Below are 25,420 nucleotides of genomic sequence, written 5' to 3'. Positions count from 1 at the left end.
TCCATAAAAAACCATATATTGAAAAAAATAACAATCCATTTCTCCCAGTATAAAGTTAATCTACTCATCATCAATCATATTCTAATCAAGAGTTAATAATTTATGTCGCACAGTTGGACAACCAAGGCAATCAAAGAGATTCAGGCAGATTATCAACGCAGTGCTGATACTCATCTCATCCGCCTTAATTTACCAGCTTTTCCAGGTATCCATTTATATCTGAAAGATGAAAGTACCCACCCGACCGGTAGTCTAAAACACAGGCTTGCCCGTTCTTTATTCCTTTACGCACTTATTAATGGCTGGATCAAAGAAGGTACGCCAGTTATTGAATCCTCATCTGGCAGTACTGCTGTATCCGAAGCTTATTTTGCCCGTCTACTTGGATTACCTTTTATTGCAGTGATGCCCTCATACACTGCAAAACGTAAAATTCAAGAAATTGAATTCTACGGTGGTAAATGCCATTTTGTTGATCATTCAGCGCAAATTTATGACGAATCAGAACGACTAGCGAAAGAATTAAATGGTCATTATATGGATCAATTCACTTATGCTGAACGTGCCACGGACTGGCGGGGTAATAATAATATTGCTGAAAGTATTTTCCGCCAGATGCAAATGGAACCATTTCCTGAACCAGATTATATCGTTATGAGCGCTGGCACTGGCGGAACTTCCGCAACATTAGGACGTTATATCCGTTACCAGGGGTACAACACCAAACTGATTGTTGTTGATCCAGAAAACTCTGTATTTTATGACTGCTACCGTCAAAATTGTTGTGATATACGTGGCAATTACAGCAGCAAAATTGAGGGTATTGGCCGTCCCCGGGCAGAGCCTTCTTTTATTCCTACAGTTATCGATGACATGATACAAATACCGGATTGTGCCAGCATTGCAACTATTTATTGGCTGGAAAAATTACTGGGCAGAAAAGTTGGAGCATCTACGGGGGCCAACGTTTGGGGTGCACTCCTGCTTGCCCATCAAATGCATGAACGCGGAGAACAAGGAGCAATAGTCACCTTACTGTGTGACAGCGGTGAACGTTATCTCGACACTTATTACAACCCGGATTGGGTAAAAAATAATATCGGCGATATCTCACCTTACCTAAAGCAGCTACCCAATCTCCAGGGTTATAAGTAACATAGCTGTTTTATTCCAATGAGGATGTTACAATGAGACGAACTGTTGTTGTATTCAGTGGTGGGCAAGATTCCACTACATGTCTGATTCAAGCAATTAATCAATATGACGAAGTACATTGTGTCACTTTTGATTATGGTCAACGCCATCGTGCCGAAATTGATGTTGCACGTAATATTAGCCATTCTCTTGGTGCTGTTGCACATAAAGTAATTGATGTCACATTACTTAACGAACTAGCCCTCAGCAGTCTGACGCGTGATAACATCCCTGTTCCTAACTATAGTGAAAGTAAAAAAAGTACTCTCCCCAGCACATTTGTCCCTGGCCGCAATATTTTGTTCCTGACCTTGGCTGCTATATATGCTTACCAAGTTGAAGCTGAAACCGTTATCACTGGCGTATGCGAGACTGACTTCTCCGGCTACCCTGATTGCCGTGATGAATTTGTCAAGGCACTGAATAAAGCGGTAAGCCTTGGCATTGCCCGTGATATCCGCTTTGAAACTCCATTGATGTGGCTCAATAAAGCTGAAACTTGGGCATTGTCCGACTACTATCAGCATTTAGATTTCATCCGTAGCCAGACACTGACTTGTTATAACGGCATTCAAGGTAATGGCTGTGGTACATGTGCAGCTTGTCATCTCAGAGCTAGCGGACTGGAACAATATCTGAATGCGCCTGAGAAAATAATGACTGAAATGAAAGCAAAAACACATTTATCTTAATCCAAAGGACAATGAGAACATTCTCTCCTCATTGTCCCGTTTTTATCAAAGCTCCCATTATCTCACGTAATTCACCTTCAATAGACAATGCTTTTTGCGTTTTCCTATCAATCCACACAAATGTGGTTTTAGCATCTGTAATGAGTTGATTATCTCTCCTGCGTATTATTTCCTGAGAAAATACCCCACTTCTGTTTCTCAACTCTGTCAATCGGCAATCCACCTCCAATTCATCACCAAGAACAGCTGAACTACGATAATTAATATTCATGTTCACCACCGCAAACCCAACATTATTTTTTTGTATCCATTCCACTACAGAGTGCTTATATAGCCATTCCCATCGAGCACTTTCCATAAACTCCAAATAGCGGGCATTGTTTACATGTTGAAATAAATCGATATGATAACCATGAACTTTTATAATTGAACTCATAATATTGCCTTAATGTTAACGTCACTCATCTGACCAGATCAACAATAGCAAAACAAAAAATTTACACGAATTAAAGTGATTTATTTGCAACCCCGATCACAACATCCCCACACACAAAATGAATCATGAATGAGGATGCTGCATAACTACTAATAACTCAACTTACTTCTGTTTCGTTCGATAAAAACTGGCCCTATTCCCTGAACCTCCTGTAATTGTTCCACAGCAGTAAATGAGCCATGTTTTTCACGATACTCAACAATTCCCTGTGCTTTTTTTACTCCAATACCATTCAGTGCTTTTGCTAACTCTTCCGCGCTTGCAGTATTGATATTCACCTTTCCCTTTTCTTCTACTTTCAAAACATCTGGCTGTTGCAACTGCTTTTCTGATGAAGAATTACTTGTAGTATTGGCTGTTTTAGCGACTTTATCTTTTACTTGCTCAGCAGCAATTGCAAATTGCCCTCCACACGTATAAAGCAAGCCAGCAAGCAAAACAGATAAAATTCCAGATTTTTTCATACTCATTCCTCCGTGTTTTATTAGTGCAAAAAAGATTGCCACAGATAAATTTGAGCACAATAGACGAATATCAGATATGCGAAAGGCCGCGAAAGCGGCCTTTATGAGCAAGATAATTACAAAAATATTTGCGATATTCCCCGCAAATTTTTATTCAATATGACCTAACTTAATTTTGGCTTTTTCACGCAAGCTAATCAATAAAGACTCCAGCATCGCGTTACCCATCTCACTTTGGTAACCATCAGTCATGCTTTTAATTTGCTCATCGGATACAACACCTGGAGTCACTTTATCCAATTGAATCAAAACAATGTCATCCAAACTATTTTTCGCTAAACCATACTCTGCCTTATCTTTTTTGGGCTGTGGTAAAGCGAATACCGCATCAACCAATACATTATTTTGAGGTATACGCTGAATAACCTGAGATTCACCAAAATGAATGTCAGCATCCTTCAGAGCTTGTTCACCTTTACCTTCTTTTAAGACAGCAAGTAATTTCTGACTTTCAATTTGAAGCTGTTTTTCAGCTTTCTGACGCTTAACCAATTCGATAACCTGTTCTTTAACTTTCTCAAATGGCTGTACTGCTTCTGGTTTGTAATTATCTACACGCAGAACAAACGCACGATCACCGTCAACTGAGATCACATCAGAGTTAGTGCCTGTTGGCCCTTGCCCATCAACAAGATTACCTTCAAAAATTGCATGAATAACAGAACTAAAGTTAATCTCTGCCGGCACATTATTGCGATCAAACCAATTAGTTGTCACAACTTTAGTACCTGAAACTTCCTCAGCAGCCGCTAAAGATTCATTATCGCTAGTAGCAGCATCACTGACCTTCTGTTGCAGAGCATAAAAAGCATCTACCGCTTTTTCCTGCTTAACTATCTTCTCAATTTCAGAGCGAACCTCAGACAAAGGCTTAGTTATTTTAGGCTTAACATCATCTAAATGGAAAATAGCAAAACCATTAGGAACTTTAATCACAGAAGAAATTTGGTCTTTCTCTTTCAAGTTAGCTTTTTTCATCTCTTCTGGAAGAGAATCCGCTTCTATCCAACCAATATCACCATGATTTTTCGCTGAAAACTTATCTGTGGATTTTTTAATCGCCAATTTACCAAAATCGGCACCTTTATTCAGCTCATCAAGCACTGCTTTGGCTTCAGCTTCAGTTGCAAGCTGAATTAGACTGTACTTTTTCTGCTCTAATTGAGTATAACGCTTCAAGTTGTGCTCATAGTAAGTATCAATATCAGCGGATGTGGCTGAAACTTTATCCATTTCATCCACAGCATCCATTTTTATATAGCTGACTTTCACTTCTTCAGGAGCAATAAAGCTGTTCTGATTTCCAATGTAATAATCCCGTAAATCTTTATCTGTCACTTCTTGCTGCGCCTGTATTTTCTTCAGCTCCAGTGTAGCCAGACGGACTGTCCTCTTTTGCAAAAGCAATTCAGCATTGAGTTTTGCCTCACCAGGCAATGCTATTTCACTACCAGAAAAAGCCATAACTAATTGCTGATTAATTAAATTCTGGCGTGTTTGTTCAGCAAAAATATCCGGACTCAGATTGAAACGATTGAGCAGTTCCAGATATTTGTTGTTATCAAATTTACCATTTGTCTGAAAATAAGAGGTATTTCGGATAGAATCCTTAACTTGCTCATCACTGGCAGATAAACCCAATTCACGGGAATATTGATCAATCAACGCGTTATTAATCAGACGTTCCAAAGCCTGGCTACGAATCTGCTTCATACTTTGTTCGTCACTTGCCAACACAGAAAATTTATCTCCCAGTTGTTCTTGTAACGTGTTTCTCTCTTGCTGAAACGCCTGCTCCAATTGAGCACGACTGATAGTCTGGCCATTCACTTCGGCAGCATAACTACCAGTTCCACTTGTCAGGTAGCCCCCAACACCGGTCAGTACAAAAGACAGGATAATGAGAGCCAGCACGATTTTAAGCACAGGACTGTTTGCCGCCGTGCGTAGGTTGTCCATCATAAAGAGGCAAAACTCCGCTTTGGTGAAATAGAAAACGCCATATTACGCTAATTCAAGCGCTAAGAGAAAAAAAGCGCACCAGTCAATTGATGCGCTTCTATTTTAGCTTACCAAATCTGTCTCGTCAGTCTATGTTTACCAATATAACAGACGTTGACAAAAAATATTTGGTTTGTGTTACTCGTTAACCGCGTCTTTCAAACCTTTACCTGGACGGAAAGCAGGTACTTTAGCCGCAGCAATTTTGAGCTCTTTCCCTGTTTGAGGGTTACGACCAGTACGTGCAGAACGTTCACGAACAGCAAAAGTACCGAATCCCACCAGAACAACATCATCGCCATCTTTCAATGCACCCATTACAGAAGAAATGAATGCATCTACTACACGCCCTGCTGCTGCTTTAGAAATATTAGAGTCAGCAGCAATTTTGTCGATCAGTTGTGATTTATTCACTCTTATCATCCCCATATAGTATTTTACTATCGTATCAGAATCCTAACAGATAACCCGATAGCAGTGCCGTTATATCAATCCTTTCCGGTATTGGCAAGAAATCATAAAACAGCAAAATATCTATTAGACAATTCATCCAAGTTAACGATACAAAAAAAGCTGGTAAGTCTGAATTCACTTACCAACCTATATTTCATCCATAACTCTTGAGATCGTTCACTATTCTTACTATTATTTAATTGACACTAATTCTGCGCCAAACGCAGGATCCTGCAATGTAATAACTAAAACATCTTCAATACGCTTAACTGGATGGATCTGTAGATCCGCAATAATGTTATGAGGAATTTCTTCCAGATCACGTTTATTCTCTTCCGGAATTAAGACTGTTTTGATACCGCCTCGATGCGCAGCCAATAGTTTCTCTTTCAAACCACCGATTGGCAGAACTAAACCACGCAGGGTAATTTCACCTGTCATAGCAACATCAGCCCGAACTGGATTACCAGTTAGACAGGAAACTAATGCTGTGCACATAGCAATACCTGCACTTGGGCCATCTTTTGGTGTCGCACCTTCCGGAACGTGGACATGAATATCCCGCTTTTCATAGAAATCAGAGTTGATACCCAGTTTATCAGCACGGGCACGAACAACGGTTAATGCAGCCTGAATGGATTCCTGCATAACCTCGCCCAATGAACCGGTATAGGTCAGCTTACCCTTCCCTGGAACACATGCGGTTTCAATGGTTAATAAATCACCGCCAACTTCAGTCCATGCAAGTCCTGTGACCTGACCAATACGGTTTTCCGTATCTGCACGACCATAATCCACACGTTGAACACCCAAATAATCCTTCAGATTATCTGAATTGATCTCAATATGTTTTAAGCTCTTATCCATGAGCAATGTTTTCACCGTTTTACGGCACAGTTTAGAAATTTCTCGTTCTAAGCTACGCACTCCGGCTTCACGGGTGTAATAACGGATAATGCCGATAATGGCACTGTCATCAATAGTTAATTCACTTTTTTTCAGCGCATTACGCTCAATCTGCTTAGGCAGCAAATGACGTTTAGCAATATTCAGTTTTTCATCTTCGGTGTAACCGGAAAGACGAATAATTTCCATACGATCCAGCAATGGCGCCGGAATATTCATAGAGTTGGATGTTGCAACAAACATGACATCTGACAAATCATAATCGACTTCCAGATAATGGTCGTTAAATGCCACGTTCTGTTCCGGGTCCAAAACTTCCAATAAGGCAGAAGCTGGATCACCACGCATATCAGATGACATCTTGTCGATTTCATCCAACAGGAACAATGGATTTTTCACCCCAACTTTGGACATTTTCTGAATCAATTTACCCGGCATAGAACCAATATAGGTACGGCGATGACCACGGATTTCCGCTTCATCACGAACTCCGCCCAATGCCATACGCACATATTTCCGCCCGGTTGCTCGCGCGATAGACTGGCCTAAAGAAGTTTTACCCACCCCTGGAGGCCCAACCAAACATAAAATCGGCCCTTTAATTTTACTGATTCGGCTTTGTACTGCCAGATACTCAAGGATACGCTCTTTCACGCGCTCCAAACCATAATGGTCAGTATCCAAAGTCTCCTGGGCTTTAACCAAATCTTTTTTAACTTTACTGCGGACAACCCACGGAACCTGTACCATCCAATCAATGTAGCTACGAACAACCGTCGCTTCCGCCGACATAGGAGACATCATTTTCAGCTTTTGTAATTCAGCTTCCGCTTTTTCATGGGCTTCTTTTGGCATTTTTGCCGCTTCAATTTTGCGCTTGAGAGTCTCATACTCATCAGGAGCATCATCCATTTCACCCAGCTCTTTCTGAATCGCTTTCATCTGTTCATTCAAGTAATACTCGCGCTGGCTTTTTTCCATTTGTTTCTTCACGCGATTACGGATGCGTTTTTCTACCTGTAACAGATCAATTTCTGATTCCATCATTGCCATTAAATATTCAAGGCGCTCAACAACATCAGACATTTCCAGAACAGTCTGTTTGTCACTAAGTTTCAATGGCATATGAGCAGCAATTGTATCAGCTAATTTAGCAACATCTTCAATATTGTGCAGTGAGGTCAGAACCTCCGGCGGGATTTTTTTATTGAGTTTAATGTAACCTTCAAACTGATTAATAGCCGTTCTGATCAGAACTTCCTGCTCACGCTCATCAACGATTGGTGAATCAAGATACTCAGCCTGAGCAGCAAAATGCTCGCCATTGTCAGTCAGAGTCGTAATACGAGCACGTTTCAACCCTTCAACAAGTACTTTCACTGTGCCATCAGGCAATTTTAACATCTGTAAAATAGAAGCTACTGTACCAACGGAGAAAAGGTCATTAACCCCTGGCTCATCAGTTGAAGCTTCTTTTTGCGCAACCAACATGATCTGTTTGTCATGATCCATTGCTGCTTCTAGGCAGTGAATAGACTTTTCACGCCCTACAAACAGAGGGATCACCATATGCGGGTAAACCACCACATCGCGCAAAGGCAATACAGGGATTTCTATGCGTTCGGAACGCTCAGGATTCATAGAGCTCTCTCTTCGTTTAGCTTTCGCCAGTTTTTAAGGAATCTCGTGAAACACGGTTCTCACGAGTTTCACTTCATAGAATATAAAATATATGGGGACAGGAATTTGACATTCAATGGTATGGCACTTTAATTAAAAACAAAATGAGGGCAACCCCCTCATTTTATTCAATAATATCTCGTTTTGTGAATTCCCTGCCCTAGCCTCAATTATTCACCAGAAACCTGAGCATCCGGCTTGCTGTAAATCAGTAATGGTTCAGATTGACCATTGATAACTGATTCATCTACAACAACTTTCCCAACATTTTCCATTGATGGCAGATCGTACATCGTGTTCAGCAATGCACCTTCAACAATAGAGCGCAGGCCACGGGCCCCTGTCTTACGAAGCACCGCTTTCTTAGCAATAGCGATCAGAGCTTCATTTCTGAACTCCAGATCGACACCCTCAAGGTTAAATAGAGCCTGATACTGCTTAGTCAGCGCATTTTTAGGCTCTTTTAGAATCTGAATCAACGCTTCTTCACTCAATTCAGTAAGCGTGGCGACAACAGGTAACCGCCCAATAAACTCAGGAATAAGACCAAATTTGATCAAATCTTCTGGTTCAGCCTGTGCAAACAATTCGCCTTCAGTTGCCTTTTCTGACTCACCTTTGACTTTCGCACCAAAGCCAATACCAGTACTGGTATTTAAACGCTGGCTAATCACTTTATCTAGACCGGCAAACGCCCCACCACAGATAAATAAGATTTTAGAGGTATCTACCTGTAAAAACTCCTGCTGTGGATGTTTACGCCCACCCTGAGGAGGAACCGCCGCAATTGTACCTTCGATCAATTTCAGCAGCGCTTGCTGTACACCTTCCCCTGAGACATCCCGGGTAATTGACGGGTTATCAGACTTACGTGAAATTTTGTCAATTTCATCAATGTAAACAATACCGCGCTGAGCTTTCTGCACATCGTAGTCACATTTTTGCAGTAACTTTTGAATAATGTTTTCTACATCTTCACCCACATATCCCGCTTCGGTCAGCGTAGTCGCATCTGCCATAGTAAAGGGAACATCAAGATAACGGGCTAATGTTTCAGCCAGCAGTGTCTTACCACTCCCTGTCGGCCCAATAAACAAAATATTACTTTTACCCAATTCAACACTGTTATTAGTATCACCATTACGTAACCGCTTGTAGTGATTATAAACAGCAACTGCTAACACTTTTTTCGCCGTTTCCTGGCCGATAACATAATCATCCAGATGCTGACGAATTTCATGAGGAGTTGGTAATGCACTACGCTCACGATGTGGTACAAGCTCTTTAATTTCTTCGCGAATAATGTCGTTACATAAATCCACACATTCATCGCAGATATACACTGACGGGCCAGCAATCAATTTCCGCACTTCATGCTGGCTTTTCCCGCAGAAAGAGCAATACAGCAGCTTTCCTGAACCGTCTTTGCGCTTATCTGTCATCAGTCACAACCTCACTTTAATCAACTGCCACCCCAGATTCATCTGGCAAAGCAGGAAACTCTGCTATTACCCCGAACGACATAGCCTTACCAAATAGTAAGACGAATATTTATATTATAGCTTCCGGGAATAATAAATTAATCGCGATGGGTGAAAATCTTATCAACCAACCCATACTCAACGGCTTCACTTGCTGACAAGAAACGATCACGTTCTGTATCTTTCTTGATTTCTTCAAGGGTTTTTCCTGTATGTTTTGCCATCAAATCATTCATGCGCGCTTTAACTTTAAGTATTTCCTGGGCATGAATCTCAATATCTGTAGCCTGCCCTTGGAAACCACCCAATGGTTGATGGATCATGACCCGAGAATTTGGCAGACAGATACGTTTTCCTTCAGCGCCGGCAGTCAGCAAGAATGCCCCCATTGAACATGCTTGTCCCATACAAATGGTGCTAACATCCGGTTTAATAAACTGCATCGTGTCATAAATGGACATGCCAGCAGTAATCACACCACCTGGTGAATTAATATATAAAAAAATATCTTTTTCCGGATTCTCTGCCTCAAGGAATAACATTTGGGCCACAATCAGATTTGCCATATGATCTTCAACCTGGCCGGTCAGAAAAATAATACGTTCTTTTAACAGGCGTGAATAGATATCGAACGAACGTTCTCCACGTGCAGTCTGTTCAATTACCATCGGCACCAAAGCCATATGAGGCACATATTGATCCCGCTTGTCGCTATATGACATTTCCGTCTCCTAATAGAATTCATGTTGGTGCCATTCATAACCGATTCTACTTGAGATAAGCGATGATGACCATGATTCAAAAGTTAATCAATCAAAGGAGGATTACCCCTGAAAAATTTTGCAATCATATACATAATGTAAAAAAGGATCTGGGGTTAAACCCACTTTTTTCAAGAAAATTTTGCCTTTTATTCATAAAAAAACCCGCAGATAAATCTGCGGGTTCAATTTCACAGAGATGATAAATTCGTTATCTCAAGCAAAGCCAACGCTTATGCCATTTGATTCTGATTCATTAATTCATTGAAAGTGGTTTCTTTTTCAGAAACTTTTGCTTTACCCAGAAGAACCTCAACAGCTTGTTCTTCCAGAGCAATATTACGAACATTACTCATCAATTCCTGGTTCTTACCATAGAATTCGATCACTTCCTGAGGATCTTCATAAGCTGAAGCCATCTCCTCAATCAGTCCTTTAACACGCTCTTCATCAGCTTTCAGTTCATTGCTACTGATAACTTCGCCTAATAACAGGCCAACAATAACACGACGTTTAGCTTGTTCTTCAAACAGTTCACGAGGCAATTCCAACGCTTGCTTTTCATTGCCACCAAAACGCTGGGCAGATTGACGGCGCAGAACATCAATTTCGCCATCAACAACAGCGGCCGGAACTTCAATTTCGTTGGCTTTAATTAAACCATCAATAACCTGAGATTTAATACGGTTACGAACTGCATTTTTCAGTTCACGTTCCATATTTTTACGTACTTCTGCACGCAGGCCATCAACTGTGCCATCAGCAATACCGAAACGTTTGATGAATTCTTCAGTCAACTCCGGCAATTCACGCTGTTCCACTTTTTTCAAAGTGATTTCAAACTTAGCAGCTTTACCTTTCAGATTTTCAGCATGATAATCTTCTGGGAAGTTCACATCAATAGTGAATGCTTCGCCAGCCTTATGGCCAACAATGCCCTCTTCGAAGCCTGGGATCATACGACCTTGGCCCATAGCCAGAACAAAGTCAGAAGCTTTACCGCCTTCAAACTCTTCACCATCAATAAAACCGTTGAAGTCAACAGTAACACGATCTTCTGCGCTTACAGCTTCTTCGGTTTCTTTCCAGTCAGCCTGCTGCTTACGCAATGTTTCCAGCATTGCATCAACATCTTCGTCTTTTACTTCAACAACGGGTTTTTCAACTTCAATAGCTTCCAGATCTTTCAACTCAACTTCTGGATAAACTTCAAACTCTACAGAATAAGTGAAATCTTCGCCGTCTTTGAACTGCTCTGGCGCATAGCTTGGCGCACCCGCAGGATTGATTTTTTGTTCGATGATTGCATTAATAAAGTTACGTTGCATCAGATCACCCAGAACATCCTGAATAACAGAAGCACCATAACGTTGTTTAATGATGTTCATAGGCACTTTGCCTTTACGGAAACCATCGACACGAACTTTTTTTGCTACATTGACCAACTCACTACTAACTGCCTTTTCAACATCGGCAGCAGGAACGGTGATTGTCACACGACGCCCAAGGCCTTGAGTGGTTTCAACAGAAACTTGCATCTTTTTACCTCAAAAAAATCATAGTGCTCGGTCAACTCCAGAGACCGTACAACCGGCAGATGTTCTATGTGCCAATCGCAACACTCTCTAAGAACCGGGGCGGTCGCATTTAAAAACCGAGAATCCCTGATGTCAGAAGCATCCCGAAACCATTCTAAAAATTAGACGCGACATTATAGCGATGCAGACGGTGTGAGTCGAGAATTGCTAACAAAAGCCCGAGGTATTCATCAATTTCATGCAACAACGATTACTTAGCTATCAGAATTGAGTTCAAAATATGTCACATATAAAACGCAAAAACGGCCAAAGGCCGTTAATCGGGTTCATTCTATTTTAATATCGCAATTTAGAAGAATGTCCCAATTCAGCACTCAGGCCACATTACCACCCCGACAAATCGGTGAAGCTAAAACAGTATCCTGCAATTCATTCCACTCTTTTTCGGTATAGGTATGCAACGCCAAAGCATGAACACCTGCGGCTAATTCTGCCGATAATGTGCCGTAAACAGAACGATGACGATTCAGCATACGTTCACCAACAAATTTATTACTGATGATTACAACCTTAAAATGGCTTTCAGAACCTACGGGTACATTGTGACGATAACTTTCATCAATAACCTCAAGATATGATGGGTTAAATGCAGCCTGTAATTTCTCTTCTATATCCTGGTACACCATAATCATTCTCCTTAACTACACAGGAATCGTACTGCCAACCATATTAATGATTTTAGTCTATTCTTCATGAGTTATAGCACCAGCGTATTAAAATATCTTTTAATCAAACCCCACATCAAAAGGTTTTTATACACGTTTACCTCATCAGGGATATGCCATGATCGAAGGCAGTGCTATTATTGGCATAGTTTATGCCTATTGATAAGTATTACTGGACATCCTTATCACTGATGAGAAAATCAACATGTTGAAAAGAATATTATTCCCACTTATTGCCCTTTTTCTTCTTGCTGGTTGTGCAGCTCCCAGCAATACCCTGACCATCGAACCTAAAATTACGCTGCCAACAGCAGATCCAACTATGGGTGCTATTACCATCAGCATCAGTGGTGCCGATAATCGCCAATCTCAGATACTCGCTCAAGTTAACCGCAATGCAAAACTGGAAATACTGAAGCCGTCCCGTGATCTGCGTTTTCTACTCCAGGAAATCCTGGAAAAACAGATGGCTGCCCGTGGCTATATGATTGGCTCTCCAGCTAATGCTAATCTGCAAATTATTGTGAACAACCTGTATGCAGATGTTAAAGAAGGCAGCTTACGCCATAATATTTCAACAAAAACTGATATTTCCATCATCAGTGCAGCGCAAAACGGAAGTAAACAAGTTAAAAACTATCGCACCAGCTACAATGTCCAAGGTCCTCTCGGAGCAACCAATGAGAAAATTGCTGATGCGGTAAATACTGTACTATCTGAAGTCATCGCAGATATGGCTCAGGATCCTTCCGTCAGTAATTTCATCAAACAAAATGCCCGCTAATTAAGGATTAATTACTTACTCTGTCCGCGGAGGACAGAGTTTTGGGAGGCTCATGTATTATCGTTATCTCACTGTTTTTACGCAACATAACTCACGTATCCTGCTTTTACTTGGCTTTGTTTCTGGTTTACCTCTTGCACTGACCGCCGGCACCCTGCAAGCGTGGATGACCGTTGAAGATGTCGATCTTAAAACCATTGGCTTCTTTTCCCTTGCTGGCCAGGCATATGTTTTCAAATTTCTTTGGTCCCCTTTTATGGACCGTTTTGCCCCCTCTTTCCTTGGACGCCGCCGTGGATGGCTACTTATTACACAGTTATTACTGATAGCCAGTATTGCTGCAATGGGTTTTCTCCAACCATCTCAACATTTATGGTGGCTGGCCGCACTGGCCGTCGCCGTCGCTTTCTGTTCTGCGTCACAGGATATCGTCTTTGATGCTTATAAAACAGATTTACTCAGTAGCGAAGAACGGGGTGCAGGTGCTGCTGTTTCGGTACTTGGTTATCGATTAGCAATGTTAGTTTCAGGCGGGTTAGCATTATGGATTGCAGATCGCTATATAGGCTGGCAACACACATACTGGTTGATGGCTGGATTGATGCTGATCGGCGTCTATGCAACGTTAAGAGCCAAAGAACCTAAAGTTGAGGTCCCCCCACCCAAAACACTTCATCAGGCCGCAATAGAACCATTGGCTGATTTTTTCAGTCGTAATAATGCGTGGCTGATACTGCTATTAATTGTCATGTATAAAATAGGCGATGCCTTTGCTGCCAGTCTCAGCATCCCATTTCTTATCCGTGGTATTGGCTTTGATGCTGGTGAAGTCGGTATGATCAACAAAACACTAGGATTAGCTGCAACTATCGTCGGTGCATTATATGGTGGTTATTTGATGCAACGATGGAGTTTATTTCGCTCACTCATGATATTTGGCATTCTTCAAGCCATCTCTAATACTGGATACTGGCTGTTATCCATCACTGACAAAAATATTTACACTATGGGCAGTGCCATTTTCCTAGAAAATATCTGTGGTGGAATGGGAACCGCTGCATTTGTTGCCTTGCTTATGGCTTTATGTCACAAATCATTCTCCGCAACACAGTTTGCTTTATTATCTGCCTTATCGGCTGTTGGACGAGTATACGTCGGCCCGATTGCTGGTTGGTTCGTGGAATTACACGGCTGGCCAAACTTCTACCTTTTTTCTATAGCAGCCTCTTTTCCAGGTTTATTACTGCTATTTATCTGCCGCCAGACTCTGGCTTACACCCAACGAACCAATGATTTTATGCCACGTACTGAGTTCGGAAATTTATATCGCCTAGCACTTGGCTTACTATCATTAGCAAGTATCCTCCTCACACTTTGGTTATTTACCATAATCACCAATGCTCTCAACTGGACTAATGCACCTGCTCTGGCCGAACAATTACTCTTGTTGGGGACGCAGATCGGTATCGCTGGTATCATTTTGGGCAGCGTTCTGGATTATCTTGCATTAAGAAGGAACAAATTAGCTTAATATTAAATTAATTTATTAAAGGTTGACTACTGCCAGCCTTTTTATATTCGGCTAAAAACTAAGTGATAACGATCACATTTCAGATAGTCATTTATCTAAAAGTGCTATTTTTGCGTAATTATTGGATTGTTCAATATTCATATCCGCGTAAAATCAGGCTACCATTTTTAAGGCTTACCATATAGCTTTAAAACTAAAAACCTCTTTTCATGGATGCGTTAGAGAAATTTATGAGAAAAACCATTCTGGCTACTGCCTTATTTACTACTGTCTCAGTTCCAGCTTATGCTGAATATCAATGGGGCTTTGCTAATATCAGCATGAACTATCTTGACTGGACCAGCCACACCACACATAAATCAGGGCAAACCTCTCATAAAGACGACTTTGCCTATGTGGAACTGGAAGGCGGAACCGGGTTTGACTGGGGTGAATTATACGGGTTCTTTGATCTGGAAAATGCTTTCAACAGTAAGCATGCTCAACCAGGGGATAACCAAAGATACACCTTCAAAACAACCGGGCGCTTCTATCTGGCTGATACTGGTTTCAATCTCTACGGCCATGTTTACGGTACCTATTCCCTCCCAGGTAAAGCACATGGTGGAAATTTCCATGAGGTAAATACTCTGTATGGCATTGGCTACAACACTGACATTGCCGGTGTCTGGCTCAAGCCATTCGTTGCATTACATTATGTTGATCAAACTTTCTATTCGGGTAATAACGGCTATGTTGTCGGCTGGGTGGCTGGTTATGATTTTCAGCTCTGGCAGGAAAAATTCAGTATAACTAACTGGAATGAAATAGAATTTAACCGGAATGAACGCTATGGCAATGGCGGGCGGGACGGTGTTAACGGCGCAGTAGCACTGTGGTGGACACCTCACCCATCTTTCACAACCGGCGTTCAATATCGATATGCCGATCATAAATTAGGTGAAGGGTTCTGGCAGGATGGGATTGTCTACACCATCAAATATAATTTCTAATTATTGATGTTAACTGTGAGCTACTTCTGGAGTAACTCACAGTTAATTTAATTCTTAAATAAAATTACCGTCATAGAAATCTTTAAAGTAAATTTTTATATTTTTCCTTCCGCTGAAAAATATAAGGATATTTTAATATAAATTAATATTTCCATCACATTTCAATCACACCTCGTTAAGCTTAAATAACCTTTTCAAGCTAGCTCTTGCCACATTTTCCATTTACATGTGATCCCACTAACATAAAGGGTCAACAACCTATCAACTAACTATTACAAATGTTTACACTCCTGTAGCCTTACCGTAGAATGCCCACACTGATGAAACGACAATAGAGCTTTTGTTATTTGGAGTCGTTAGACTTATGAAATACAATAAAAGTATTGGGATATTGTCATTACTGGCAGCCACTCTTATGTTGAATGGTTGTGATATGGTATTGATGAATCCTAAAGGCGCTATCGGCGCTGAACAAAAAACGCTAATACTCACGGCTATTGGCCTGATGCTTATCATTGTTATTCCGGTAATCATCATGGCATTTACCTTTGCCGTGCGTTACCGCGAAGCCAACAAAAACGCTACCTATCGCCCTAACTGGGCACACTCAAACAAAATTGAGCTGGTAGTGTGGACTGTTCCTATCATTATCATTATCATTTTGGCAACTATTACTTGGAAAACAACCCACGAGCTTGATCCATATAAGCCACTGGTCAGCGACGAAAAACCAGTGACTATTGAAGTAATCTCTCTCGATTGGAAATGGCTGTTCGTCTATCCTGAGCAAGGTATCGCTACAGTTAACGAAATTGCTTTCCCTACTGGTGTTCCTGTTAACTTCAAAATCACCTCTGATTCTGTGATGAACTCATTCTTCATTCCACAGTTAGGTGGTCAAATATACGCAATGGCGGGTATGCAGACTAAACTTCACTTAATTGCCAATGAACCTGGCACTTATAAAGGTTTGTCCAGCAGTTACAGTGGGCATGGCTTCTCTGGCATGAAATTTACTGCCACAGCTACCGCAGATCGTGAAGGTTTTGAACAATGGGTTCAAAAAGTGAAAGCCTCTCCCAAAACCCTGGATACCATGCAAGCATTTGATGAGTTAGCCAAACAAAGCCAGAACCATCCGGTTGAATACTTCTCAAGCGTTAAGCCTAACCTGTATCAAGACATTATTGCCAAATTTATGGGCGACATGAATATGCATGGCGGCCACAGTGCAACGACAGGTCATAACATGAATATGAGCGAAATTGCTCATGCCGGAGTTGAGGAATAAAGTAATGTTGGGAAAATTAACACTTGATGCAATCCCATTACATGAGCCCATTATCATGGTCACTCTTGCCGGGATTCTCTTCGGAGGGCTCGCAGTTGTCGGAGCCCTGACCTATTTCCGTAAATGGAAATGGCTGTGGAGCGAGTGGTTAACCAGCGTTGACCACAAAAAAATCGGTATTATGTATATCGTCGTGGCACTGGTCATGATGCTTCGTGGCTTTGCCGATGCCATTATGATGCGTGGTCAGCAGGCTGTCGCCTCTGCTGGCGAAGCAGGATTCCTGCCGCCGCATCACTATGACCAGATCTTTACCGCTCACGGCGTCATCATGATTTTCTTCATGGCAACACCTTTCGTTGTCGGCTTGATGAACATAGTGGTTCCACTCCAGATCGGTGCCCGTGACGTTGCGTTTCCATTCCTGAACTCACTGAGTTTCTGGTTCTTCGTCGTTGGTGTCGCTCTGATTAACATCTCACTGGGTGTGGGTGAGTTCGCTCAGACTGGCTGGTTAGCCTACCCTCCACTGTCAGGTATAGAGTATAACCCTGGCGTTGGGGTCGATTACTGGATATGGAGTCTCCAGATATCCGGTATCGGTACGTTACTGACAGGCGTTAACTTCTTTGCCACGATCCTGCGTATGCGTGCCCCTGGCATGTCTATGATGAAAATGCCTGTATTCTCTTGGGCAGCACTGTGTACTAACGTACTGATCATCGCAGCATTCCCAATTCTGACTGTGACCATTGCCCTGCTGACTTTCGACCGCTATATGGGCACCCATTTCTTTACCAATGATATGGGTGGCAACATGATGATGTACATCAACCTGATATGGGCCTGGGGTCACCCTGAGGTTTATATTCTGGTACTGCCGGTCTTTGGTGTCTTCTCGGAAGTTACTGCGACGTTCTCGAAAAAACGACTGTTCGGCTATACCTCTCTGGTATGGGCAACCATTGCCATCACCGTGTTGTCGTTCATCGTATGGCTGCACCACTTCTTTACAATGGGCTCCGGCGCGAACGTTAACGCCTTTTTCGGTATAGCCACCATGATTATCTCGATTCCGACGGGGGTTAAGATCTTCAACTGGCTGTTCACAATGTATCAGGGCCGTATTGAGTATAAAACACCGATGTTGTGGACTGTTGGCTTTATCGTCACCTTCTCGATCGGTGGTATGACTGGGGTTCTGCTGGCGGTTCCGGGTGCAAACTTCGTTCTACATAACAGTCTGTTCCTGATCGCACACTTCCATAACGTTATCATCGGTGGTGTTGTCTTCGGTTGTTTCGCTGGTACTGCTTACTGGTTCCCGAAAGCATTTGGTTTCACACTAAATGAAAAATGGGGTGTCCGCGCATTCTGGTTTTGGCTCATTGGCTTCTTTATCGCCTTTATGCCAGTTTATGCACTCGGCTTTATGGGAATGACCCGTCGTATCAGCCAAGATATCAACCCTGAATTCCATACTCTGCTGGTTGTCTCCGCAATCGGTGTTGCACTGATTGCCGTTGGTATCCTGTGCCAGGTCATTCAATTCTACGTCAGTATCCGTGACCGTGACCAAAACCGTGACCTGACCGGCGATCCTTGGGGCGGACGTACTCTGGAGTGGGCAACATCTTCTCCACCACCATTTTATAACTTTGCTGAAGTTCCACATGTTCAAACCCGTGATGCATGGTGGGATATGAAAGAAAAAGGCACAGCTCATAAACGTCCTGCTAAATATGAAGAAATTCATATGCCTAAAAATGCCGGTGCAGGTGTGGTTATTGCTGGCTTCAGCTTGCTTTTTGGTTTCGCTATGATTTGGCATATCTGGTGGCTGGCTATCGCAGGCTTCGCTGGCATGATTATCACTTGGATCGCGAAAAGCTTTGATAACGATGTTGATTACTACGTACCCGTTGCTGAAGTTGAGCAAATTGAGAATCAACACCATGAACAAATTAGCAAGGCAGGTCTGAATCATGTCAACTGAAACTATGACTAACCATAATCATGCCCATGAGGATCATGGGCACCACGATGCGGGAGCCACTAAGGTATTCGGTTTCTGGATCTACTTGATGAGTGACTGTATTTTGTTCGCATGCCTGTTTGCGACTTATGCAGTGCTGGTTAACGGAACCGCAGGCGGCCCATCTGGTAAAGAAATTTTCGGCCTCTCTTTTGTACTGGTTGAAACTTTCCTGCTGCTATTCAGTAGTATCACTTATGGCTTTGCTATGCTGGGCATGAACAAAGGCAAAATCGGCCAGGTTAACACCTGGCTCGGTATGACTTTCCTGTTCGGCCTTGGCTTCGTGGCAATGGAACTGTATGAATTCCATCATCTGATTGCAGAAGGCTACGGCCCTGACCGCAGTGCGTTCCTGTCCGGATTCTTCGCACTGGTCGCCACTCACGGTATCCACGTTACCTGTGGTCTGGTCTGGATTATCATCATGATGATTCAGGTAACACGCCGCGGCTTAACTGATGTTAATAAAACCCGTCTAAACTGCCTGAGCTTGTTCTGGCACTTCCTTGATGTGGTGTGGATCTGTGTGTTCACCGTTGTTTATCTGTTAGGAGCTATGTAATGAGTCATTCAAATACAGCTCATACTGGAGCTAGCCACGGTAGCTTAAAGTCTTATCTTATCGGCTTTATTCTTTCCGTCATCCTGACAGTGATTCCGTTCTGGATGGTAATGGATGGTTCCGCCTCCCATGCCACTATCCTGACAACGGTGGTCACTCTGGCTGTTGTGCAGATTCTTGTTCATTTCATCTACTTCCTGCACATGAACACTTCATCAGAAGAGCGCTGGAACTTAGTAGCATTGCTGTTCACTATTTTGATTATCGGTATTGTTGTTGTTGGCTCACTGTGGATCATGTACAACCTCAACATTAATATGATGGTTGATTAAAGAGCTGCATATATGATTAAGCAATACCTGCAAGTAACTAAACCAGGAATTATTTTCGGCAATTTAATTTCTGTGATCGGTGGTTTTCTACTCGCCTCGAAAGGGGTGATTGATTACCCTTTGTTCATATCGACTCTGCTCGGCGTCTCATTAGTCGTGGCTTCTGGTTGTGTATTTAACAACTACATTGACCGTGACATCGATCGGATCATGGAAAGAACAAAAAACCGTGTCCTTGTAAAAGGGCTTATTGATCCGAAAATCAGCCTGATTTATGCATCAATACTGGGTATTGCTGGCATGGTGCTGCTCTATGTAGCAGCCAATGCCTTAGCAATGCAATTAGCGATTATCGGTTTTGTCGTATATGTAGGGGTTTACAGCCTTTACATGAAAAGGAAATCTGTCTATGGTACGTTGATCGGCAGTTTGTCCGGCGCTGCACCACCGGTTATCGGTTATTGTGCAGTGACTGGTCAGTTTGACACGGGCGCATTGATCCTGTTACTGATTTTCAGTTTGTGGCAAATGCCGCACTCCTATGCCATTGCTATTTTCCGTTTCAAAGATTACCAAGCAGCAAATATCCCTGTATTACCTGTGATTAAAGGCATATCTGTGGCGAAAAACCATATTATCCTTTATATCCTGGCATTTATGATTGCAACTCTCATGTTAGCAATCAGCGGTTACGCTGGTTACAAATATCTGGTTGTTGCAGCAGCAGTCAGCATCTGGTGGCTGGGAATGGCATTATCCGGTTATAAAACGGCTAATGACCGCGTTTGGGCCCGTAAGTTATTTGTCTTTTCCATTGTGGCAATCACTTCCCTGAGTGTCATGATGTCTGTTGACCCAAATGTGTCCTCAGAAACCTTTCTAACTTACGTCCGGTAATTCTCCCTGATGGCAGCGGCATGCGCCCTGCCATCAGTTTACTTTTCATATCCTTCACTCTCCCCTTACACTTCAATATTATTAATTCAATTAACTATTTACCACTTATCAGAAACCTATCTACAATGGCACATCTAAATATTTCGAGGTAACCATGAACGATAATAAAATGACGCCACTTGAGCTTCGGGCGACATGGGGCTTAGGCTCAGTTTTTTCTTTGCGTATGCTGGGCATGTTCATGGTTCTTCCTGTTTTAACAACCTACGGCCTTGATCTAAAAGGTTCTACCGAAGCACTTATTGGCATCGCTATTGGTATTTATGGTTTAACTCAGGCAATTTTCCAGATCCCCTTTGGCCTGCTTTCTGACAAAATTGGCCGTAAGCCCTTAATTGTTGGAGGACTACTACTCTTCGTTCTTGGCAGTATTACGGCTGCTCTCAGCGATTCTATCTGGGGCATAATCGTTGGGCGGGCACTCCAGGGCGCCGGGGCTATATCTGCTGCAATTATGGCTCTGCTTTCTGATTTGACCCGCGAACAAAACCGGACTAAAGCGATGGCATTTATTGGCATTAGCTTTGGAATCACTTTCGCCATAGCAATTGTACTTGGCCCAATTCTTACTCATACCATTGGCTTAAATGGCCTGTTTTGGGGCATTGCCGTTCTAGCCAGTTGTGGCATTCTGATAACATTACTTGCTGTTCCTTCCACAGATAAACATATTCTTAACCGTGAATCAGGCATTGTTCGCCACAGTTTCCGTAAAGTTTTAGCTGATAGCCAACTGCTAAAACTTAACTTTGGCATTCTCAGTTTGCACACTTTGCTAATGGCAAGCTTTGTTGCCCTGCCTCTGGTGATGCAACAAGCTGGGTTCCCAACCCAACAGCATTGGAAGGTTTATCTAATCACCATGCTGATTTCATTCTTCTCTGTTTTACCTTTTATTATCTACGCAGAAAAAAAGCGCCGTATGAAACAAGTACTTCTGTTGTGCATCACTCTGCTATTTATCGCTGAAACTATATTGTGGTCAGCGGGGCATCATTTGTGGACAATCTTTGTTGGCATACAAATTTTCTTTATTGCCTTCAATATAATGGAAGCTATCCTGCCATCACTTATCAGCAAAGAAGCACCTGCGGGTTATAAAGGTACAGCAATGGGGATTTACTCCACCAGCCAATTTTTAGGCGTAGCTTTGGGTGGTAGCCTTGGTGGTTGGTTATATGAATTAAAGGGAGCATCGCTGGTATTTATGGCAGGTATCGCTCTAACAATTATTTGGTTTATTATCAGCACGACAATGAAACAGCCCCCTTATGTCAGCAGTATCAGAATTTCGCTACCAGAAAATATAGTAAATAAGAGATTGCTGGAACAAAAAATTCTTGTTCAACCAGGTGTTCACGAAGTTGTTATTGTGCCGGAAGAGTATAGCGCTTACATAAAAGTAGACACTAAGCAAACGAGCAGAGCACAACTTGAGCAATTGATAGCATAATTTACAGCGGCTTGCGCTAACAAAACCCTCTCATTCCGGTTCAATATTGAAAGGAAATTGGGGATGGGATTCCCGCTCAAGAATATCCCATCCCACATTAGGCCAAATATGTTAATCCATTAATCGGAGCTGGTTAGCCAATACGGAAAAAATCAATCCCGGAAATTAGTAAACTGAAATGGCTGCCCTAATTCTGCTCCACGGACCAATGCCATAACACTCTGCAAATCATCACGAGCCTTACCGGTTACCCGCACCTGCTCACCCTGAATCTGAGCCTGCACTTTCAATTTACTATCCTTAATCAGCTTCACGATCTTTTTCGCTGTAGGGGTATCAATCCCCTGCTTTAGAGTCGCTTCAACGCTATAAGTTTTACCACTATGCTGCATATCATCAGGGATATTTAGTGTAGCTCCATCAATACCACGTTTAGCCAGTTTTTCACGTATAATATCAACCAACTGATTTACCTGAAAATCTGACTCACTGGCAATCTTGATAGATTCACTTTTTTCATTTAATTCAAAACTGGCGCTGACATTACGGAAATCCCAGCGTGTAGCAAGCTCACGCTGCGCGTTTTCCACCGCATTGCGAACTTCATGTATATCAATTTCTGAGACAATATCGAAAGATGGCATTATCCGTGACCTCCTGATAATCAATAAGTTGGCATGATAACCGCTTTCCATTATCAGCAAAAGCTCTATACTCAGATTAGTGGGATCTTGCTATTTCCATTCAATATTACAGCGTCTTGCAACGAGGGTATAAAGGTATATTATGAAAATAACCGTTCTTGGCTGTGGCGCTATAGGAAAACTGTGGCTGGCAGCATTATCACAACAAAAACACCAGGTTCAGGGTTGGCTAAGGATCCCCCAACCAGATCTACCTGTTCATATTGACGAAATTAATGGAGAAGTATTTAACCAGCGGATCCCAACTAATGACAATGACCATCTTGTCAACAGCGAATTACTGATTGTTTGCCTGAAAGCCTGGCAGGTATCTGATGCAGTTAATAATCTACTCCCCAAACTTTCATCTGATTGCCCAATCTTATTACTACACAATGGTATGGGTTCCCAGGAAGAATTGTTATCCACACCTAATCAAATACTCCTTGGCGTTACGACTCACGGCGCATATCAGAATGACCAACAGGTTTATCATACTGCTTCAGGGCTAACACACATTGGCTCAGCAACATCAAATGCCACTGAGCTCAGCTCTCTGGCGGATATTCTGCATCAGGCTTTACCGCAAGTTGCATGGCATAATGAAATTCTTTCTATTAGTTGGCTGAAACTGGCGGCTAATTGTGTCATAAATCCACTTACTGCGATTTATGAATGCCGGAATGGAGATTTACTTCGCTACCCAGAACAATTAAATGTTTTGTGTGAAGAAATCATTCAGGTTATGGAACGAGAAAACATACATACTTCCATCGGTAACCTAACTGCTTATATCTACGATGTTATTGAGCGCACAGCAAAAAACTACTCTTCGATGTTGCAGGATATCCGTGCAAAACGTCACACTGAAATTGACTATATCACTGGATATTTATTATGCCGGGCTCGTGCTTATGGCCTGTCTGCTCCTGAGAATACCCGTATATATAACCTGATAAAATGTAAGGAAGGTGATTATGAACCATTCAGCCCGCATCTGCCTGGTTCATGGTATTGACATCCTCCCCTTCCTAAAGGAAGGGGATCCCTGCTGCCAGACGGCGATGCCCCGCCGCAAGAATGTTCATGGCCGCATTTCTGTCGCGGTTGTGTGTTGCTCCGCACTCAACACATGTCCATTCTCTTATTCGCAAACCCGCTCTACCTTTCGGACTGCTGTCGGAGATAGCTCCGCAGCACGAGCAAGTCTGGGTGGAGTCGCTTTCGTCTACAACTTCAAACACCACTGACCGCGCAATCGCTTTATATTTCAGTTGGGTTTTGAGCATCGCCCAGCCCGCGTCTAACACGCTCTTTGCCATTCGGGTTTTGGCTAACCGGCTGCTGCTCACGTTGCCTACGAATATCGCCGCATGAGTGTTCACCAGTGCGGTTGTGTATTTATGGATTGCATCTTTGCGGCGGTTTTTTATTTTGGCATGAAGGGCTTTCACCCGGGATTTTTTGTTTGCCCGTTGCGCTTTGCCTAATGAGGGGCCCAGCTCGCGGTAGAACCGGCCTGCTGTCAGTGGGGCGCCTTCTGTTGGCATGGCGGTTTCTTTCAGGCCTAAATCGATACCAACCGCACCTGTTCCTTTTGTGGCTTCACATTCAACCTGAACGCAGATATTGAAATACCAGCGACCCCGGGCATCTTCGGCGAAACTGCCCGCCCGGAATTTGTAACCGGACAGTCCGTAGCTGTCCCATACGTTGAAGACGTGTCCGGCAAATTTTATCTGCCCGTTATGCCAGGTGGCAGCACGGGATTTAAACGGGATCCAACCTAACGAGCGCTTAGCGCCTCCACTGACTCGCCAGCGAAGTTTGGCCCGCTTAAATTGTTTTCTGGCCTTTCCGTGCCCTGCGATGACCTCCTGCACGGTGGCGCTGCCGATAATCCAGCCTTTCTCTTTCTGAATACCGGCCATCTACTTCTGGACATCGAACGCAGAAAGCCATTGCGGTTTTTGCGCACCAAAATTACCCACATTACTGTACGCTTTGCGGGTTATCTCGTTGGCAAGGCTAAACACCTGATTCACCTCATACGCCATCTGGCGGAGGAGCTTCACATGCTTGTCCTTAACCCGGACAGAGAGTGTTTTGGTCTGCATTATCATAATTTGTTATTGTATGTAGAAATTAATCATAAAATCAAGGTGTGGGCGGTGCTCCTCTTGAAATATATTGAGCAGCAAAACCGCCCTCATTGAGCGCCCTTGCGGGCGCTTCGCTCTGCCTCCCCTACCTGATAGGAAGGGGCTTCCCGCAAAAAGCATGGTGAAAAAGCAAACAAAAACGCCCTGCTTCAGATTCATCATTGAGGCTCCCCTGATGGGAGGC

The 25,420-nt window shown here is 42.8% G+C and carries 25 protein-coding genes; 12 read left to right on the top strand and 13 right to left on the bottom strand.

Annotated features, from left to right (window positions below):
* Positions 1 to 102 precede the first annotated feature (102 nt).
* Both C5470_RS12095 and queC read left to right on the top strand, forming a co-directional pair.
* Positions 103 to 1,155 (top strand): PLP-dependent cysteine synthase family protein, encoded by a 1,053-nt coding sequence (locus tag C5470_RS12095; protein WP_166289297.1) that lies wholly within the window; start codon positions 103 to 105, stop codon positions 1,153 to 1,155.
* A 32-nt stretch (positions 1,156 to 1,187) separates the two neighbouring features.
* Positions 1,188 to 1,886, top strand: coding sequence for a 7-cyano-7-deazaguanine synthase QueC (gene queC / locus C5470_RS12090; protein ID WP_036842457.1), 699 nt, complete (start codon positions 1,188 to 1,190; stop codon positions 1,884 to 1,886).
* A 28-nt stretch (positions 1,887 to 1,914) separates the two neighbouring features.
* Here the strand turns inward: queC and C5470_RS12085 are convergent, their stop codons facing one another.
* From C5470_RS12085 to bolA, 9 genes are all read right to left on the bottom strand, one after another.
* Positions 1,915 to 2,322 (bottom strand): acyl-CoA thioesterase, encoded by a 408-nt coding sequence (locus C5470_RS12085; protein WP_166289294.1) that lies wholly within the window; start codon positions 2,320 to 2,322, stop codon positions 1,915 to 1,917.
* A gap of 149 nt (positions 2,323 to 2,471) precedes the next feature.
* The gene (locus tag C5470_RS12080; protein WP_166289291.1) at positions 2,472 to 2,846 is read right to left on the bottom strand and encodes a ComEA family DNA-binding protein; all 375 of its coding nucleotides are present in this window, start codon (positions 2,844 to 2,846) and stop codon (positions 2,472 to 2,474) included.
* A gap of 150 nt (positions 2,847 to 2,996) precedes the next feature.
* Positions 2,997 to 4,868 (bottom strand): peptidylprolyl isomerase, encoded by a 1,872-nt coding sequence (gene ppiD, locus C5470_RS12075; RefSeq protein ID WP_166289289.1) that lies wholly within the window; start codon positions 4,866 to 4,868, stop codon positions 2,997 to 2,999.
* 177 nt (positions 4,869 to 5,045) lie between these two features.
* Positions 5,046 to 5,321, bottom strand: coding sequence for a nucleoid-associated protein HU-beta (gene hupB, locus C5470_RS12070; protein WP_166289286.1), 276 nt, complete (start codon positions 5,319 to 5,321; stop codon positions 5,046 to 5,048).
* A 231-nt stretch (positions 5,322 to 5,552) separates the two neighbouring features.
* Complete coding sequence (gene lon, locus C5470_RS12065; protein WP_166289283.1) at positions 5,553 to 7,907, bottom strand: endopeptidase La; 2,355 nt, start codon at positions 7,905 to 7,907, stop codon at positions 5,553 to 5,555.
* Between the two features lie 209 nt (positions 7,908 to 8,116).
* Positions 8,117 to 9,388, bottom strand: a complete 1,272-nt coding sequence (clpX, locus tag C5470_RS12060; protein WP_166289280.1) for an ATP-dependent protease ATP-binding subunit ClpX — start codon at positions 9,386 to 9,388, stop codon at positions 8,117 to 8,119.
* Positions 9,389 to 9,525: 137 nt separating this feature from the next.
* Positions 9,526 to 10,149 (bottom strand): ATP-dependent Clp endopeptidase proteolytic subunit ClpP, encoded by a 624-nt coding sequence (gene clpP / locus C5470_RS12055; RefSeq protein ID WP_133816026.1) that lies wholly within the window; start codon positions 10,147 to 10,149, stop codon positions 9,526 to 9,528.
* 272 nt (positions 10,150 to 10,421) lie between these two features.
* Positions 10,422 to 11,726: a trigger factor gene (gene tig, locus C5470_RS12050; RefSeq protein ID WP_166289276.1), complete on the bottom strand. Its 1,305-nt coding sequence runs from the start codon at positions 11,724 to 11,726 to the stop codon at positions 10,422 to 10,424.
* 374 nt (positions 11,727 to 12,100) lie between these two features.
* Positions 12,101 to 12,412, bottom strand: coding sequence for a transcriptional regulator BolA (gene bolA, locus C5470_RS12045; RefSeq protein ID WP_166289273.1), 312 nt, complete (start codon positions 12,410 to 12,412; stop codon positions 12,101 to 12,103).
* A gap of 244 nt (positions 12,413 to 12,656) precedes the next feature.
* Here bolA and C5470_RS12040 point away from each other — a divergent pair, with 244 nt between their 5' ends.
* The 9 genes from C5470_RS12040 to C5470_RS12000 all read left to right on the top strand — a co-directional run bounded on the left by C5470_RS12040 (position 12,657) and on the right by C5470_RS12000 (position 22,391).
* Positions 12,657 to 13,235 carry a lipoprotein gene (locus C5470_RS12040; RefSeq protein WP_166289270.1) on the top strand — a complete coding sequence of 193 codons (579 nt, stop codon included), beginning with the start codon at positions 12,657 to 12,659 and terminating at the stop codon, positions 13,233 to 13,235.
* A gap of 52 nt (positions 13,236 to 13,287) precedes the next feature.
* Positions 13,288 to 14,766, top strand: a complete 1,479-nt coding sequence (gene ampG, locus C5470_RS12035) for a muropeptide MFS transporter AmpG (protein ID WP_166289267.1) — start codon at positions 13,288 to 13,290, stop codon at positions 14,764 to 14,766.
* Between the two features lie 230 nt (positions 14,767 to 14,996).
* Positions 14,997 to 15,758, top strand: coding sequence for a nucleoside-specific channel-forming Tsx family protein (locus tag C5470_RS12030; protein WP_166289264.1), 762 nt, complete (start codon positions 14,997 to 14,999; stop codon positions 15,756 to 15,758).
* A 364-nt stretch (positions 15,759 to 16,122) separates the two neighbouring features.
* Positions 16,123 to 17,049, top strand: a complete 927-nt coding sequence (gene cyoA / locus C5470_RS12025; RefSeq protein WP_036842426.1) for a cytochrome o ubiquinol oxidase subunit II — start codon at positions 16,123 to 16,125, stop codon at positions 17,047 to 17,049.
* Between the two features lie 4 nt (positions 17,050 to 17,053).
* A complete protein-coding gene (gene cyoB / locus C5470_RS12020) occupies positions 17,054 to 19,045 on the top strand; it encodes a cytochrome o ubiquinol oxidase subunit I (RefSeq protein ID WP_166289261.1) in 1,992 nt (663 codons plus the stop codon).
* Positions 19,035 to 19,649 (top strand): cytochrome o ubiquinol oxidase subunit III, encoded by a 615-nt coding sequence (locus C5470_RS12015; protein WP_166289258.1) that lies wholly within the window; start codon positions 19,035 to 19,037, stop codon positions 19,647 to 19,649. Before cyoB ends, C5470_RS12015 begins: the two co-directional genes overlap by 11 nt.
* A complete protein-coding gene (locus C5470_RS12010; RefSeq protein WP_166289255.1) occupies positions 19,649 to 19,981 on the top strand; it encodes a cytochrome o ubiquinol oxidase subunit IV in 333 nt (110 codons plus the stop codon). Before C5470_RS12015 ends, C5470_RS12010 begins: the two co-directional genes overlap by 1 nt.
* A 12-nt stretch (positions 19,982 to 19,993) precedes the next feature.
* Positions 19,994 to 20,878: a heme o synthase gene (cyoE, locus tag C5470_RS12005; RefSeq protein ID WP_166289252.1), complete on the top strand. Its 885-nt coding sequence runs from the start codon at positions 19,994 to 19,996 to the stop codon at positions 20,876 to 20,878.
* 154 nt (positions 20,879 to 21,032) lie between these two features.
* On the top strand, positions 21,033 to 22,391 hold the full coding sequence (locus tag C5470_RS12000; RefSeq protein WP_166289249.1) for an MFS transporter: 1,359 nt from the start codon (positions 21,033 to 21,035) through the stop codon (positions 22,389 to 22,391).
* 152 nt (positions 22,392 to 22,543) lie between these two features.
* Here C5470_RS12000 and C5470_RS11995 read toward each other — a convergent pair whose 3' ends face one another.
* The gene (locus tag C5470_RS11995) at positions 22,544 to 23,035 is read right to left on the bottom strand and encodes a YajQ family cyclic di-GMP-binding protein (RefSeq protein WP_166289246.1); all 492 of its coding nucleotides are present in this window, start codon (positions 23,033 to 23,035) and stop codon (positions 22,544 to 22,546) included.
* A gap of 142 nt (positions 23,036 to 23,177) precedes the next feature.
* Here C5470_RS11995 and panE point away from each other — a divergent pair, with 142 nt between their 5' ends.
* On the top strand, positions 23,178 to 24,092 hold the full coding sequence (panE, locus tag C5470_RS11990) for a 2-dehydropantoate 2-reductase (protein ID WP_166289243.1): 915 nt from the start codon (positions 23,178 to 23,180) through the stop codon (positions 24,090 to 24,092).
* Positions 24,093 to 24,105: 13 nt separating this feature from the next.
* On the opposite strand, the gene C5470_RS11985 is transcribed toward panE, so the two are convergent.
* The 3 genes from C5470_RS11985 to C5470_RS11980 are packed head-to-tail and all read right to left on the bottom strand — an operon-like array spanning position 24,106 to position 25,398.
* A complete protein-coding gene (locus C5470_RS11985; protein WP_278249186.1) occupies positions 24,106 to 25,005 on the bottom strand; it encodes an RNA-guided endonuclease InsQ/TnpB family protein in 900 nt (299 codons plus the stop codon).
* Positions 25,006 to 25,149, bottom strand: coding sequence for a hypothetical protein (locus tag C5470_RS23255; RefSeq protein ID WP_278249185.1), 144 nt, complete (start codon positions 25,147 to 25,149; stop codon positions 25,006 to 25,008).
* A gap of 54 nt (positions 25,150 to 25,203) precedes the next feature.
* Positions 25,204 to 25,398, bottom strand: coding sequence for a hypothetical protein (locus C5470_RS11980; RefSeq protein ID WP_166289240.1), 195 nt, complete (start codon positions 25,396 to 25,398; stop codon positions 25,204 to 25,206).
* Positions 25,399 to 25,420: the final 22 nt, after the last annotated feature.

The organism is Photorhabdus stackebrandtii (genome assembly GCF_011189495.1).
Classification (GTDB): domain Bacteria; phylum Pseudomonadota; class Gammaproteobacteria; order Enterobacterales; family Enterobacteriaceae; genus Photorhabdus; species Photorhabdus khanii.
This window is presented reverse-complemented; position numbering and strand designations above follow the sequence as displayed.

What these genes read in the sequence shown, in the direction of transcription:
- bolA (WP_166289273.1), bottom strand. Translation starts at nt 12,412, where the DNA reads ATGGTGTACCAGGATATAGAAGAGAAATTACAGGCTGCATTTAACCCA.
- C5470_RS11985 (WP_278249186.1), bottom strand. Translation starts at nt 25,005, where the DNA reads ATGGCCGGTATTCAGAAAGAGAAAGGCTGGATTATCGGCAGCGCCACC.
- cyoA (WP_036842426.1), top strand. Translation starts at nt 16,123, where the DNA reads ATGAAATACAATAAAAGTATTGGGATATTGTCATTACTGGCAGCCACT.
- clpX (WP_166289280.1), bottom strand. Translation starts at nt 9,388, where the DNA reads ATGACAGATAAGCGCAAAGACGGTTCAGGAAAGCTGCTGTATTGCTCT.
- C5470_RS12000 (WP_166289249.1), top strand. Translation starts at nt 21,033, where the DNA reads ATGAACGATAATAAAATGACGCCACTTGAGCTTCGGGCGACATGGGGC.
- lon (WP_166289283.1), bottom strand. Translation starts at nt 7,907, where the DNA reads ATGAATCCTGAGCGTTCCGAACGCATAGAAATCCCTGTATTGCCTTTG.
- cyoE (WP_166289252.1), top strand. Translation starts at nt 19,994, where the DNA reads ATGATTAAGCAATACCTGCAAGTAACTAAACCAGGAATTATTTTCGGC.
- C5470_RS12080 (WP_166289291.1), bottom strand. Translation starts at nt 2,846, where the DNA reads ATGAAAAAATCTGGAATTTTATCTGTTTTGCTTGCTGGCTTGCTTTAT.
- C5470_RS12015 (WP_166289258.1), top strand. Translation starts at nt 19,035, where the DNA reads ATGTCAACTGAAACTATGACTAACCATAATCATGCCCATGAGGATCAT.
- C5470_RS12085 (WP_166289294.1), bottom strand. Translation starts at nt 2,322, where the DNA reads ATGAGTTCAATTATAAAAGTTCATGGTTATCATATCGATTTATTTCAA.
- cyoB (WP_166289261.1), top strand. Translation starts at nt 17,054, where the DNA reads ATGTTGGGAAAATTAACACTTGATGCAATCCCATTACATGAGCCCATT.
- C5470_RS11980 (WP_166289240.1), bottom strand. Translation starts at nt 25,398, where the DNA reads ATGATGAATCTGAAGCAGGGCGTTTTTGTTTGCTTTTTCACCATGCTT.
- C5470_RS12040 (WP_166289270.1), top strand. Translation starts at nt 12,657, where the DNA reads ATGTTGAAAAGAATATTATTCCCACTTATTGCCCTTTTTCTTCTTGCT.
- ppiD (WP_166289289.1), bottom strand. Translation starts at nt 4,868, where the DNA reads ATGATGGACAACCTACGCACGGCGGCAAACAGTCCTGTGCTTAAAATC.
- ampG (WP_166289267.1), top strand. Translation starts at nt 13,288, where the DNA reads ATGTATTATCGTTATCTCACTGTTTTTACGCAACATAACTCACGTATC.
- queC (WP_036842457.1), top strand. Translation starts at nt 1,188, where the DNA reads ATGAGACGAACTGTTGTTGTATTCAGTGGTGGGCAAGATTCCACTACA.
- clpP (WP_133816026.1), bottom strand. Translation starts at nt 10,149, where the DNA reads ATGTCATATAGCGACAAGCGGGATCAATATGTGCCTCATATGGCTTTG.
- C5470_RS12010 (WP_166289255.1), top strand. Translation starts at nt 19,649, where the DNA reads ATGAGTCATTCAAATACAGCTCATACTGGAGCTAGCCACGGTAGCTTA.
- tig (WP_166289276.1), bottom strand. Translation starts at nt 11,726, where the DNA reads ATGCAAGTTTCTGTTGAAACCACTCAAGGCCTTGGGCGTCGTGTGACA.
- C5470_RS11995 (WP_166289246.1), bottom strand. Translation starts at nt 23,035, where the DNA reads ATGCCATCTTTCGATATTGTCTCAGAAATTGATATACATGAAGTTCGC.
- C5470_RS12095 (WP_166289297.1), top strand. Translation starts at nt 103, where the DNA reads ATGTCGCACAGTTGGACAACCAAGGCAATCAAAGAGATTCAGGCAGAT.
- panE (WP_166289243.1), top strand. Translation starts at nt 23,178, where the DNA reads ATGAAAATAACCGTTCTTGGCTGTGGCGCTATAGGAAAACTGTGGCTG.
- C5470_RS12030 (WP_166289264.1), top strand. Translation starts at nt 14,997, where the DNA reads ATGAGAAAAACCATTCTGGCTACTGCCTTATTTACTACTGTCTCAGTT.